The organism is Streptomyces sp. LE64 (assembly GCF_052606915.1).
The window spans coordinates 6,439,774-6,454,709 of sequence record NZ_CP199708.1; the positions used below are offsets into that span (position 1 = coordinate 6,439,774).

Genomic DNA, 14,936 nt, shown 5'->3' on the forward strand with positions numbered 1-14,936 from the left:
CGGTGTCCGACGACAAGAAGCTGCTCGACTACCTCAGGCGCGCCACGGCTGACCTCGGTGACGCCCGCAGACGATTGCGGGAGGCCGAAGAGGCCCGGCACGAACCGATCGCGATCGTCTCCATGGCCTGCCGGTACCCCGGCGGGGCGAACTCGCCGGAATCGCTGTGGGACCTGCTGTCCCGGGGCGTCGACGCGATATCCGAATGGCCGGTCAACCGCGGTTGGGACGTCGAGGCCCTCTACGACCCGGACCCCGACCACCCCGGCACCTCGACCACCCGCCACGGCGGCTTCCTGCACGACGCCGCCGAGTTCGACGCGGAGTTCTTCGGGATCTCGCCGCGGGAGGCGCTGGCGACGGACCCCCAGCAACGGCTGGTGCTGGAGGCCGCCTGGGAAGCGGTCGAGCGGGCGGCGATGGACCCGCGTGCACTGCGCCGGACCGCCACCGGCGTCTTCCTCGGGGCGATCGGCAACGGCTACGGCGCGGGCTCCCGCCACCTCCCCGAGGTGCAGGGCCTGTTGGACACCGGGACCGCGAGCAGCGTGGTCTCCGGCCGGGTGGCGTACACCCTGGGCCTCGAAGGCCCCGCGGTGACCGTCGACACGGCCTGCTCCTCCTCGCTGGTCGCCCTGCACCTGGCGATCAGGGCGCTGCGGGCGGGAGACTGCGAACTGGCCCTGGCCGGCGGCGTCGCGGTGATGGCGACCCCCGACCCGTTCGTGGCGTTCAGCCGCCAGCGCGCCCTGTCGGCGGACGGCCGCTGCAAGGCGTTCGGCGCCGGCGCGGACGGCACCGGCTGGTCCGAGGGCGTCGGCGTGCTGCTGTTGGAGCGGCTGTCGGACGCCCGGCGCAACGGCCACCGGGTACTGGCGGTGGTGCGGGGCTCGGCCACCAACCAGGACGGCGCGAGCAACGGCCTCACGGCGCCCAACGGCCTCGCCCAGCAGCGGGTGATCCGCGCGGCGCTGACGGACGCCGGCCTCACGGCGTCCGAGGTGGACGCCGTGGAGGCGCACGGCACCGGCACCACCCTCGGGGACCCGATCGAGGCCCAAGCGCTGCTGGCGACCTACGGCCAGGACCGACCCGCGGAACGGCCGCTGTGGCTCGGCTCGTTGAAGTCCAACATCGGTCACACCTCAGCCGCGGCCGGAGTCGGCGGCGTCATCAAGATGGTGCTGGCCCTCCAGCACGGTGAACTGCCGCGGACCCTGCACGCCGACCTGCCGACCCCGATGGTGGACTGGTCGACGGGGGCCGTGGAACTGCTGACCGAACCGCGCGCCTGGGACGACACGGGCCGTCCGCGCCGGGCCGGGGTGTCCGCCTTCGGCGTCAGCGGCACCAATGCGCACCTGATCCTGGAGCAGGCACCGACGACGGACGCCGCCCCCGCCGAGCCCCCCGCCCGACCCGGGCCCCTGCCCTGGGTGTTGTCGGGACGGACCGAGGAGGCGCTGCGGGAGCAGGCCACCCGACTGCTGGCACACCTGAGCGCCTCCCCCGGGCAGGGGCTCGGCGCACTGGGACACGCCCTCGCCACCACCCGCACGGCCTTCGAGCACCGGGCCGTGCTCGTGGGCGAGGACCCGGCCGCGATGAGCGAGGGCCTGAGGGCGTTGGTCGAGGGGGGCGCGGTGCCCCATGTGGTGCGGGGCGACGGCGTGTCGACCGGGCGTACGGTGTTGGTGTTTCCGGGTCAGGGCTCGCAGTGGGTGGGGATGGCCGCCGGGTTGCTGGGCGAGTCGGAGGCGTTCGCGCGGCGGATGGCCGAGTGCGAGCGGGCGTTGGCGCCGCACGTCGACTGGACGTTGACGGAGGTGCTGCGCACGTCCGCCCCGTTGGACGAGGTGGACGTGGTGCAGCCGGTGCTGTGGGCGGTGATGGTGTCCCTGGCGGAGGTGTGGCGTTCCCACGGTGTGGCGGTGGACGGCGTGGTGGGGCACTCGCAGGGCGAGGTGGCGGCGGCGTGCGCGGCGGGTGGTCTCTCCTTGGAGGACGGGGCTCGCGTGGTGGCCCTGCGTAGTCGGGCGGTGCGGGTGCTGTCGGGGCGGGGCCGGATGGCCTCGGTGCCGCTGCCCTCGGAACGCGTACGGGAGCGGATCGCCTCCTGGGACGGCCGACTGTCGGTGGCGGCGGTGAACGGTCCCGCGGCGACCGTGGTCTCGGGTGACGCGGACGCGGTCGCCGAACTGGTCGAGCAACTCGTCCGGGAGGAGGTCCGGGCACGCCGGATCGAGGTGGACTACGCGTCCCACTGCGCACACGTCGAGGAGATCCGGGAGCGGCTCCTCGACGAACTGGACGGCATCACGCCCCGTTCCGGTTCGCTGCCGTTCTACTCCACGGTCACCGGCGGCTGGCTGGACACGGCGTCCTTGGACGCCGACTACTGGTACCGCAACCTTCGCGGGACGGTGCGGTTCGAGGAAGCCACCCGGGGCCTGCTGGAGGAGGGCTTCCGGTTCTTCGTCGAGGCCAGCCCGCACCCGGTGCTCGGCTTCGGCGTCCAGCAGACCGCGGAGGCGATGGACACCGCCGACTCGGCGCAGGGACCGGCGGTCGCCCTGGGCACCCTGCGGCGCGGCGAGGGCGGCCTCGACCGCTTCCTGCTCTCGTTGGGCGAGGCCCACGCCGGCGGTCTGTCACCCGACTGGAACCTCCTCTTCGCCGGACACCGCTCGGACGACGTCCGGCTGCCGACCTACCCCTTCCAACGCCGCACCTACTGGCTGGAGGACACCGACCCGACACCGGGCGACGGCACCGGACCGTCCCCGGAGGGCGAGGACCTCTGGGAGGCCCTCGGCAGCGGTGACCTGGACCGCTTCACGGCGACGCTCGGGGTGGCCCCCGAGGACCCGCTGGCCGTGGTGCTCCCCGCACTCGCCCACTGGCGCACCGAGCGCCAGGAGCGGTCGGCGGGGGAGTCCTGGCGCTACCGGGTCGCCTGGCGTGCCCTGCCCGAAGGCCCCCCGGCCCCGCTGACGGGCCACTGGCTCGTCCTGTCGTCGGCCGGACAGCCCGCGGAGCGGGCGCACCGGTCGGCCGAAACCGTCCGTGCCCTGGAACGCGCCGGCGCCGCCGTGGTGCACGTGGAGCTCACCGAGGACCACTCCCGCCGCGCGGCGCTGGCCGCGCGGCTCGGCGCGGCCCTGGAGCCGCTGACCGGCCCGGTCGCCGGGGTGCTGTCGCTGCTGGGCCTCGACGAACGCACGCACCCCGGGCATCCGACCGTCCCGCTCGGGACCGCGCTGAACCTGGCCCTGGTGCAGTCCCTCGGCGACGTCGGGGTGGACGCGCCCCTGTGGTGGGCGACCCGGGGCGCGGTCTCGGTCGGGGACGCGGACGGCCCGGTCAGCGCCGCGCAGAACCTCCTCTGGGGCCTCGGCCGGGTGGCCGCGCTGGAGTACCCGCAGCGCTGGGGCGGCCTGGTCGACCTCCCGGAGACCCTGGACGGGGACACCGCCCCCCGCCTGTGCCGGGTGCTGGCCGGCGGAGCCGGACCCGAGGACCAGGTGGCCGTGCGGGCCACCGCCTGCCACGGCCGACGTCTGGTCAGGTCCCCCCTCGGCGACGCCGTCCCGCGGCGCGCCTGGCGCCCCGGCGGAACCGTCCTGATCACCGGCGGGACCGGCGGGATCGGCGCGCAGATCGCCCGTTGGCTGGCCCGGCGCGGAGCCGAGCACCTGGTCCTGATCAGCCGTCGCGGAGCCGACGCCCCCGGTGCCCCGGAACTCTCCGACGAACTGGCCGCGCTCGGCGCCCGGGTCACCCTGTCCTCCTGCGACGTGGCCGACCTGGACGCCCTGCGCGACCTGAAGGACGGTCTGGAACGGGACGGCGAGCGGATCGGCACCGTCTTCCACGCCGCCGGCGCCGGACTCCTGGTGCCCCTGCCCACGACCGACCTGGACGAGTTCGCCGACACCCTCTACGCCAAGGTCGGCGGGGCCAGGAACCTGGACCTGCTCTTCGACCGCGACACGCTCGACGCGTTCGTGCTGTTCTCCTCCATCTCGGGGGTGTGGGGCAGCGCCGACCACGGCGCCTACGCCGCCGCCAACGCCTATCTCGACGGCCTCGCCGAGAACCGCAGGAGCCGCGGGCTGGCCGCGACCTCCGTGGTGTGGGGCATCTGGAACCCCGAGGACGGGGTCGGCATGGCCGCCGCCCTGGTGGAGGAGACCCTGCGCGGTCACGGCGTCCTGTTCATGCCGCCCGCGGTGGCGATCACCGGGCTCCAGCAGGTGCTGGACCACGACGAGACGGTGGTCCTGGTCGCCGACATCGACTGGGACCGCTTCGCCGCGGTGTTCACCTCGGCCCGCCCCAGCCCGCTCATCGCCGAACTGCCCGAGGTGCGCCGGGCCCTGGCCGCCGACCAGGGCGCCGGCCCCGAAGGGGCGCCCTCGGCCCTGGCCGACCGACTGCGCCCGCTCCCGGCCGCCGAACGGACCCGGGTGCTGGTCGAGCTGGTGCGCACCCAGGCGGCGGCCGTCCTCGGCCACGGCTCGTCGGACGACGTCATCTCCGGCCGCGCCTTCCGCGACCTCGGCTTCGACTCGCTGACCGCCGTCGACCTGCGCAACCGGCTCAACGCCGCCACCGGGCTGCGACTCCCGGTCACCGTGGTCTTCGACCACTCCTCGGCCTCCGCGCTCGCCCGTCACCTGGAGACCGGGCTGCTGGGAGCGACCGAGGAGGAACCCGCCCCCGCCCCGCCGCCGGTTCCGGCCACCTCCGCGGACGACGACCCGATCGTGATCGTGGCCATGAGTTGCCGCTACCCCGGGGGCGTGCGCAGCCCCGAAGACCTGTGGAGCCTGGTCGCGGACGGCCGGGACGCCGTCTCCGAACTGCCGTCCGACCGGGGCTGGGACCTGGACGGCCTCTACGACGCGGATCCCGACCGGCCCGGCAAGAGCTACACGGCCGCGGGCGGCTTCGTCCACGACGCCGGCCTGTTCGACCCGGGGTTCTTCGGGATCTCGCCGCGCGAGGCGCTGGCGATGGACCCCCAGCAGCGACTGCTGCTGGAAACCTCCTGGGAGGCCATCGAACGCGCGGGCATCGACCCGGCGTCCCTGCACTCCACCGCGACCGGAGTCTTCGCCGGCGCGTCCTACCAGGGCTACGGCGGCACCCTGCGCGACGTCCCCGACGAACTGGAGGGCCTGCTCATCGCGGGCATCTCCACCAGCGTCCTGTCCGGGCGGGTCGCCTACCACCTGGGCCTGCGCGGGCCCGCGGTGACCGTCGACACGGCGTGCTCCTCGTCGCTGGTGGCGGTGCACCTGGCGGCCCAGTCGCTGCGCTCGGGCGAGTGCACCCTGGCCCTCGCCGGCGGCGCCACGGTCATCGGCACCCCCCTGTCCTTCACCGGGTTCAGCCGGCAGCGGGGGCTCGCCGAGGACGGGCGCTGCAAGTCCTTCGCCGCCGCGGCGGACGGCTTCGGCATGGCGGAGGGCGTGGGGCTGCTGCTCCTGGAACGCCTCTCGGACGCGCGGCGCAACGGGCACCCGGTGCTGGCCGTGCTCCGCGGCTCGGCGATCAACCAGGACGGCGCCAGCAACGGCCTGACCGCGCCCAGCGGCCTGGCCCAACAACGGGCGATCCGCGGCGCCCTGGCCAACGCCCGGCTGACGGCCGCCGACGTGGACGCGGTGGAGGCGCACGGCACCGGCACCCGACTGGGCGACCCGATCGAGGCCGACGCGCTGCTGGCCACCTACGGCCGGGACCGGCCCGGGGACCGGCCACTGTGGTTGGGGTCGCTGAAGTCCAACATCGGCCACACCCAGGCCGCCGCCGGCGTCGGCGGCATCATCAAGATGGTGCTGGCGATGGAGCAAGGGATGCTGCCGCGGACCCTGCACGTCGACCGGCCGTCCCCGGCCGTCGACTGGACCGCGGGTGCCGTCTGCCTGCTGACCGAGGCCACCCCGTGGCCGGAGACCGACCGCCCGCGCCGGGCCGGCGTCTCCTCCTTCGGCCTCAGCGGCACCAACGCCCACGTCATCGTCGAACAACCCCCCGCCCTCCCGGCGGAACCCACCGCGCCGGACGCGCCCGGGGTGCCCGCCCTCGTCCCGTGGGTCCTGTCCGGGCGCACCCCCGAAGCACTGGAGGACCAGGCGGCACGGCTGCACGCCCACCTCACCGGGAGCCCGGAGACCTCCCCCGTCGACATCGGCTACTCGCTGGCGACCACCCGGACCGGGTTCGAGCACCGTGCCGCCGTCGTCGGCGGGGACCGCACGGCCCTGCTGCGCGGTCTGGCGGCACTCGGCGCGGGGCGCCAGGACCCCGCCGTGGTGCGCGTCGGCGTGGCCCGGTCGACGAGGACGGTGTTCGTCTTCCCCGGCCAGGGCGCCGAATGGGTCGGGATGGCGCGGGAATCGCTCGCCGTTCCGGTCTTCGCGGAGCGCATCGCCGCCTGCGAGCGGGCTCTCGCCCCGCACCTGGAGTGGTCGTTGACGGCGGTCCTGCGGGACGAGCCGGACGCGCCCCCCTTGGACCGGGTGGACGTGGTGCAGCCGGTGCTGTTCGCGGTGATGGTGGCGCTGGCGGAGGTGTGGCGCTCCTACGGGGTGGTGCCGGACGCGGTGGTGGGCCACTCGCAGGGGGAGATCGCCGCGGCCTGTGTGGCGGGGGCGCTCTCCCTGGAGGACGCGGCGCGGATCGTGGCGCTGCGGAGCCGGGCGCTGTCGGCGTTGACCGGCCGGGGCGGAATGCTCTTCGTGCCGCGGGCGGTCGACGCGGTCCGGGAGGAACTGGAGCCCTGGGGCGGGGTGTTGAGTGTCGCCGCGGTGAACGGGCCGGCCTCGGTGACGGTTTCCGGTGATCCGGAGGCCCTGGCGGAACTGGGCGAACGGTACGCCGCGGCCGGGGTGTTGACCTGGCCGGTGCCAGGGGTGGACTTCGCCGCGCACTCGGTGCAGGTGGAGGAGATCGAGGAGGAGCTGCGCACCGTGCTCGCGGGGATCGTGCCGCGGGCGTCCGGGGTGCCGTTCTACTCCACGGTCACCGGCGGGCCGGTGGAGACGGCGGAGTTGGACGGCGACTACTGGTACCGGAACCTGCGGCGGCCGGTGGAGTTCGGACGGACGGTCGAGGCGCTGATCGCCGACGGCCACCACACCTTCGTCGAATGCAGCACCCACCCCACGCTCGCGGTCTGGCTGCAACAGGCCCTGGAGGCAGCCGACGTCGTCGGCGGAGCCGTCGTCGAAACCCTGCGCCGCGACGAGGGCGGCCCCGAGCGGCTGCTCGCCTCGCTGGCCACGCTCCAGGTGCACGGGACCGCCGTGGACTGGGAGGCCGTCTTCGCCGGATCCGGCGCCCGCAAGCAACCCCTGCCCACCTACCCCTTCCAACAGCAGCGGTACTGGCTGGACACGGCCGCCCCGGGGCGTTCCACCGACGTCCTCACCGGCTCCGACCCGGCCGAAGCCGGGTTCTGGAACGCGATCGACCGCGGTGACCTGGACGCCCTCGCCGCCACCCTGCGCGTCGAGGACGGTGAGCTGCGCGCCTCCCTCGCCTCCCTCGTCCCCACCCTGTCGGACTGGCTGCGCGCACGACGTGCCAGCGGCACCGCCGACGGCTGGCGCTACCGGGTGGCCTGGAAGCCCCTGCCGACCACCGGGCGACCCCGGCTCTCCGGAAGCTGGTTGGTCGTGGCCGGTACCGCTGCCGACCCCGCCGTCGCGTTCGCCCTCGACGCCCTGCGCGCACACGGCGCCGCACCGGTCCTGGTCGAGGCGGGCCCGTCCGCCGCCGACCGGACCCACCTCGCCGACCTGCTGCGGGCCGCCCAGGACGCCGACCGGGCGCCGGCCGGAGTGCTGTCCCTGCTCGCCCTGGCCGAGGAACCCCACGGCGAGGGCTCGGCGCTCCCGCTCGGGCTGGTGCAGACGGTCGCCCTGCTCCAGGCGCTGGGCGACCTCGGCGCCGACGCCCCCCTGTGGTGCGCCACCCGGGGCGCGGTCTCGATCGGCCGCTCCGACCGCACCGGCAGCCCCGTGCAGGCGCTGGTGTGGGGCCTCGGCGGCGTCGCCGGGGTCGAGTACCCGCAGCGCTGGGGCGGACTGGTCGACCTTCCGCAGCAACTCGACGACCGGGCCGCGGCCCGACTGGCCGTGGTGCTGGCGGGGCTGGACCACGAGGACCAGGTGGCGGTGCGCGCCTCCGGCGTCTTCGGCCGCCGGCTCGCCCGCGCCGGACTCGGCGAGGCGACCCCGGTCCGCCGCTGGACGCCCGAGGGCACTGTCCTGATCACTGGTGGAACCGGCGGCCTCGGAGCCCAGATGGCCCGCTGGCTCGCCCGGGAGGGCTCCGCGCACCTGCTGCTGACCAGCCGTCGCGGAGCTGCGACACCCGGCGCGGAAGCCCTGCTCGCGGAGGTGCGCGGGCTCGGCGCCGAGGTCACCGTGGCGTCCTGCGACGTCGCCGACCGGGACGCGCTGGCCCAGCTGCTGGCCACGATCCCGGCCGAACGCCCGCTGCGCGCCGTCCTGCACGCGGCGGGGGTCCTGGACGACGGAGTGATCGACTCGATCACGCCCGAGCGCGCGGCCGGGGTACTGCGTCCCAAGCTCGACGCCGCCCGCAACCTCGACGCGCTCACCCGGGCGCACGACCTGACGGCCTTCGTCCTCTTCTCCTCGCTGGCCGGGACGCTCGGCGGCACCGGCCAGGGCAGCTACGCCGCCGCCAACGCCTACCTCGACGCCCTGGCCCGGCAGCGCCGTGACCTCGGGCTGCCGGCCACCTCGGTGGCCTGGGGCCTGTGGGGCGGCGACAGCCTCGCCTCGGGGGCGGTCGGCGAACGGCTGGTCCGCAACGGTCTGCCGGCCATGGCCCCCGAATCGGCGACGGCCGCACTGCAACAGGCCCTCGACCACGACGACACGGCGGTGCTGGTCGCCGACTTCGCCTGGGAACGCTTCACCCGGGCGTTCACCGCGCTCCGGCCCAGCCCCGCCATCGGCGACCTGCCGGAGGTGCGGCAGGTGCTCGCGGCGGGGCGGCCCGCCCCCGGGACGGACGACGCCACCGGCTCGCCGCTGCTGCGGCTGGCCGGGCTGCCCCCGGAGGAACGGGACCAGGCCCTGCTGGAACTGGTCCGCACGGAGGTCGCCGCCGTCCTCGGCCACCCCGGACCCGAGGCGGTGGAACCCGACCGGGCGTTCAAGGACATCGGCTTCGACTCGCTGACCGCCGTCGACCTGCGCAACCGGCTCGCCGAGGCCACCGGACTGCGCCTGTCGGTGACCCTCGCCTTCGACTACCCGACGGCGACGGTGCTGGCCGGCCATCTGCGCACCGAACTGCTGGGCGCCGCCGAGGCGCTGCCCGCCGCCCCGCGGCGGGCAGCCGCACCGGCGGCGGAACCGGACGACGAGACGATCGCCGTCGTCGCCATGAGCTGCCGCTACCCCGGAGGCGTCGCCACCCCCGAGGACCTGTGGGAACTCGTCACAGGCGGCCAGGACGCCATCTCCGGCTTCCCCACCGGACGCGGCTGGGACCTGGAGGGCCTCTACGACCCCGACCCCGACCGGGTCGGCAGCACCTACGCGCGGGAGGGCGGCTTCCTCCACGAGGCCGACCGCTTCGACCCGGCCTTCTTCGGGATCTCCCCGCGCGAGGCGCTGACCATCGACCCGCAGCAGCGGCTGCTGCTCGAACTCTCCTGGGAGGCGTTCGAAAGGGCCGGCATCGACCCGCTCTCCCTCAAGGGCAGCCGCAGCGGCGTCTTCGTCGGGTGCAGCCACCACGACTACGGCTCACGGGTCGCCCGGCCCTCCGAAGAGACCGAGGGCTACCTCGGCATCGGCAGCGCGGGCAGCGTGGCGTCCGGACGGATCTCCTACACCCTCGGGTTGGAAGGACCCGCGGTCACCGTGGACACGGCGTGCTCCTCGTCGCTGGTCGCGGTGCACCTGGCGGCCCAGTCGCTCCGGGCGGGGGAGTGCTCGCTCGCCCTCGCCGGCGGGGTCACCGTGATGTCGACGCCCGGGGCGTTCGTGGAGTTCAGCCGGCAACGGGTGCTCGCCGAGAACGGGCGCTGCAAGCCCTTCGCCGCCGCCGCGGACGGCACCTCCTGGGCCGAGGGCGCCGGGCTGCTGGTCCTGGAACGACTCTCCGACGCCCGCCGCAACGGGCACCCGGTGCTCGCCCTGGTACGGGGCTCGGCGGTCAACCAGGACGGTGCCAGCAACGGACTGACCGCCCCCAACGGCCCCTCGCAGCAGCGGGTGATCCGGGCCGCGCTCGACCACGCCGGGCTGGCCGCCTCCGAGGTGGACGCGGTGGAGGCGCACGGCACCGGGACCAGGTTGGGCGACCCGATCGAGGCGCAGGCCCTGCTGGCGACCTACGGCCGGGAACGGGCGGCGGACCGGCCGCTGTGGCTGGGTTCGCTCAAGTCGAACATCGGGCACAGCCAGGCCGCCGCCGGGGTGGCCGGGATCATCAAGATGGTGCAGGCGATGCGGCACGGGGCACTGCCCCGCACCCTGCACGTCGACGCGCCGACCCCCTTCGTGGACTGGTCGGCCGGCACGGTCCGGCTGCTCACCGAGGACACCCCGTGGCCGGAGACCGGCCGCCCCCGCAGGGCCGCGGTCTCCTCGTTCGGGGTCAGCGGCACCAACGCCCACACCATCCTGGAACAGCCCACCGACCCCGTCCCCGCCCCCGACGCCCCGCCTTCGACGGCCCCCCCGCTGCCCTGGCTGCTCTCCGCGCGGAGCGCGGCCGCGCTCCGCGCGCAGGCCGGGCGGCTGCTCCGGCACCTGGAGCGCGACCCCCGGCTCCGCGTCGAGGACCTGGGCCGCACCCTGGCGCTCAACCGCAGCGCCTTCGAACACCGCGCCGCCCTCACCGGCACCGACCGCGAAGCCCTGCTGCGCGGGCTGACCGCCCTCAGCACGGCCGAGCCGGCGGCGGACCTGGTCCGCGGCGTCACCGACACCGCCGGCAAGACCGCCTTCCTCTTCCCCGGCCAGGGCAGCCAGCGGCCCGGCATGGGCGCCGAACTGTACGCCCGTTTCCCGGTCTTCGCCGACGCCTTCGACACCGTGTGCGCCGCACTCGACCCGCTGTTGGACCGTCCGCTGCGCGAAGTGGTCGATGCCGCCCCCGGCACCCCCGACCACGGTCTGCTGGACCGCACCGGCTACACCCAGCCCGCCCTGTTCGCCCTCGGCGTCGCCCTGTTCCGGCTGGTCGAACACTGGGGCGTACGCCCCGACTACCTGCTCGGCCACTCGGTCGGCGAACTGGCCGCCGCCCACGTCGCCGGAGTGCTCTCGCTGCCCGACGCCGCCGCCCTGGTGGCCGCACGGGCCCGGCTGATGCAGGCACTGCCGGCGGGCGGCGCGATGGTCGCCCTCACCGCCCCGGAAGAGGACGTGCTGCCGCTGCTGGCGGGCCGGGAGGACACCGTCGGCCTGGCCGCCGTCAACGGGCCCGCCTCGACCGTGATCTCCGGCGAGGACACGGCGGTCACCGAACTCGCCGCCGAACTCGCCGCGCTCGGGCACAAGACCCGGCGACTGAAGGTCAGCCACGCCTTCCACTCGCCCCTGATGGAACCGGTCCTGGACGAACTGCGGAAGGTCGCCGCGCAGATCGATGCGGGCGAGGCCACCATCCCGATCGTCTCCGACCTCACCGGGGAGCCGGCCACCACCGAACAGCTCGGCTCCCCGGACCACTGGGCCGAGCACGTGCGCGCGACGATCCGGTTCCAGGACGGGATGCGCCACCTGGAACGCGAGGGCGTCACCGCCTTCCTGGAGCTCGGCCCGGACGGCGCGCTCAGCACCATGGGACAGGACTGCCTCACCGGCGACTCCGACCGCGCCGTGCTGATTCCGTTGCTGCGCCGGGACCGCCCCGAGGTCGCCACCGCCACCACCGCCCTGGCCCGGCTGCACGTGCACGGCGTCCCGGTGGACTGGCAGGCCGTCCACACCGAGGGCGCGGCGACCCCCACCGACCTGCCGACCTATCCCTTCCAACGCCGCAGCTACTGGCTGGAGGGCAACTCCGCCGGAGCGGACCTCCCCTCGGCCGGACTGCTGACGGTCGATCACCCGCTGCTCGGCGCCGGCTCCGAACTGGCCGACTCGGACGGCTTCCTGTTCACCGGCCGGATCTCCCTGCGCAGCCACCCGTGGCTCGCCGACCACGGAGTCTTCGAGGGCGTGCTGTTCCCGGCCACCGCCTTCCTCGAACTCGCCGTGCGCGCGGGTGACCAGGTCGGCTGCGAGCGGGTCGAGGAACTCACCCTGGAGGCACCGCTGCTGCTGCCCGCCGGCACGGCGGTGGCCCTGCAACTCACGGTCGGCGCCCCCGACGGCTCCGGAGTCCGCCCGCTGAGCATCCACGCCAGGCCGGAGGGCTCCGACACCGACACGCCGTGGACCCGGCACGCCAGCGGACTGCTCGCCCCGGACGACGAGCCGGCCGGGGACGACCCCACGCACCCCGCGCCCTGGCCGCCGGCCGGAGCCGTCCCCCTCGACGTGGAGGGGCTCTACCAGCGCTTCGCCGAGGGCGGATTCGCCTACGGTCCCGCGTTCCAGGGCCTGCGGGCCGCCTGGCGGCTCGGCGAGGAGGTCTTCGCCACCGCGAGCCTGCCCCCGCAACAGCAGGCCGACGCCGCCGGCTTCGGCCTGCACCCCGCCCTGCTGGACGCCGCCCTGCACGCCCTGGTCTTCGACGTGCTGCAAGGACCGGAGAAGGGCTGGCTCCCGTTCTCCTGGAACGGGGTGCGGCTGCACGCCGCGGGCGCGTCCGAACTCCGGCTGCGGCTGACCCCGACCGGCGGCAACGCCGTCGAGGTGGTGGCGACCGACGACACCGGACGACCCGTGGTCTCGGCCCGGTCCCTGGTGCTCCGTCCCGTCTCGGCCGACCAGTTCAAGGCCGCGCAGCACGGACACCACGAGGAACTGTTCCGCCCCGGGTGGCAGCCCCTGCCCGCGGGCGCCGGCACCGCCGACGCCCTCCCCGGCCCGGAGTCCTGGACGGTACTGGGCACCCGGTCGCCCTGGTGGTGCGGATCCCCGCCGTTCCCGGGCCGGACGGTGCCCGACCTCGCGGCACTGGGCGAACTGATCGACGGGGGCACCCCGCCGCCCCCGCTGGTGTGGGCCGCCTGCCCGACCGTGGCGGGCCCGTCGGACGACCTCCGAGCGGCGGTGCACCGCGAGGTCGGCGCGGTCCTCGGCCTGCTGCGCGACTGGCTCGCGGACGAGCGCCTCACCGGATCCCGGCTGGTGCTGGTGACCTCGGGCGCGGTGCCCCTGCCCGACGACCAGGACGCCCCGGACCCGGTCCGGGCGGCCGTGTGGGGGCTGGTCCGCTCGGCGCAGACCGAGAACCCCGACCGTTTCGTCCTGCTCGACACGGACGCCCACGAAGCCTCGCCCGCGGCCCTCGCCCGGGCCCTCGCCTCCGGTGAGCCCCAACTGGCGGTCCGCGCCGGGAACGTGCACGTCGCCCGACTGGCCCGGGTACCGCTCTCCACCCCCGAACGCAGGCCCGGCTGGGACCCCGGGGGAACCGTCCTGATCACCGGCGGCACCGGCGCCATCGGCGCCCACGTGGCCCGCCACCTGGTCGCCGAGCACGGCGTCCGCCACCTGCTGCTGACCAGCCGCAACGGGCCCGCCGCCGAAGGGGCGACGGAACTCCACGCGGAACTCACCGCAGCGGGCGCCCACGTCGAGGTCGTCGCCTGTGACGCCGCCGACCGGGACGCCCTCGCGGCCCTGCTGGCCGGACTGCCGACGGAACACCCCCTGACCGGGGTGGTGCACGCCGCGGGCGTACTGGCGGACGGCGTGGTCGCCGACATGACCCCCGACCGACTCGACCCGGTGCTGCGCCCCAAGGTGGACGCCGCGGTCAACCTGCACGAACTGACCGCGGACCTGGACCTCACCGAGTTCGTCCTGTTCTCCTCCATCGCGGGCGTCTTCGGCGGCATGGGCCAGGGCAACTACGCCGCGGCCAACGCCTTCCTGGACGCACTGGCCCACCGCCGCCGGGCCGAGGGCCTGGCCGGACGCTCCCTCGCCTGGGGGCTGTGGGCCAACCGGACCGGGATGACCGGCGGCCTCACCGAGGCTGACCTGAAACGGATCGCCCGGGGCGGCATCGTCGCCTTCACCCCCGCCGAGGGACTGGCCCTGTTCGACGCGGCCGGGGAACTCGACGAGACCGTCGTCCTGCCGCTGCGGCTGGACACCGCCGCGGTGCGGGACCAGGCCGCCTCCGGCGGCGTCCCGGCGCTGCTGCGCGGCCTGGTGCGCCCCGCCCCCCGGCGCGGCACCGCGGGCCGCGCCACCGACAGCGGCCCCGACCGGCCGGATGCGCTCAAGCAACGGCTCGGCACCCTCAACGGTCCGCAGCGCGAGCGGGTGCTGCTCGACCTGGTCCGCTCGCACGCCGCGATGGTGCTCGGCCACAGCGGCCCCGCCGCGGTCGAACCGGGGCGCGGGCTGCTGGAGATCGGCTTCGACTCGCTGACCGCGGTGGAACTGCGCAACCGGCTGCGCGCCGCCACCGGCCTCCCCCTCCCGGCGACCCTGCTCTTCGACCATCCGACCCCGGCCGCGATCGCCGGGCACCTGACCACCGAACTGACCCCCGAACCCGGGCCCGCCCCGGTGCCGGCACTGGCCGAACTGGACCGACTGGAACGCGCCCTCGACGACGGAGTCGACGACGACGCGGCCCGAGAACGGCTCGCCGTCCGACTCCAGGAACTCCTGGGGCGCCTCCACCCCGCGGCCGCCGACGCGACCGGCGACGGGATCGAGGACCGCATGGACGGTGCGACCGACGACGAGATCTTCGACTTCATCGACAACGAACTCGGCATGGCATGACGACGAGGCGCGCGA

General features: G+C 75.3%; 1 protein-coding gene. It reads left to right on the forward strand.

The features are described 5' to 3' along the window. Window positions 1-2: 2 nt before the first annotated feature. Window positions 3-14,921, forward strand: a complete 14,919-nt coding sequence (locus tag ACSMX9_RS28505) for a type I polyketide synthase (protein WP_445398326.1) — start codon at window positions 3-5, stop codon at window positions 14,919-14,921. The last annotated feature ends 15 nt before the right edge of the window (window positions 14,922-14,936 follow it).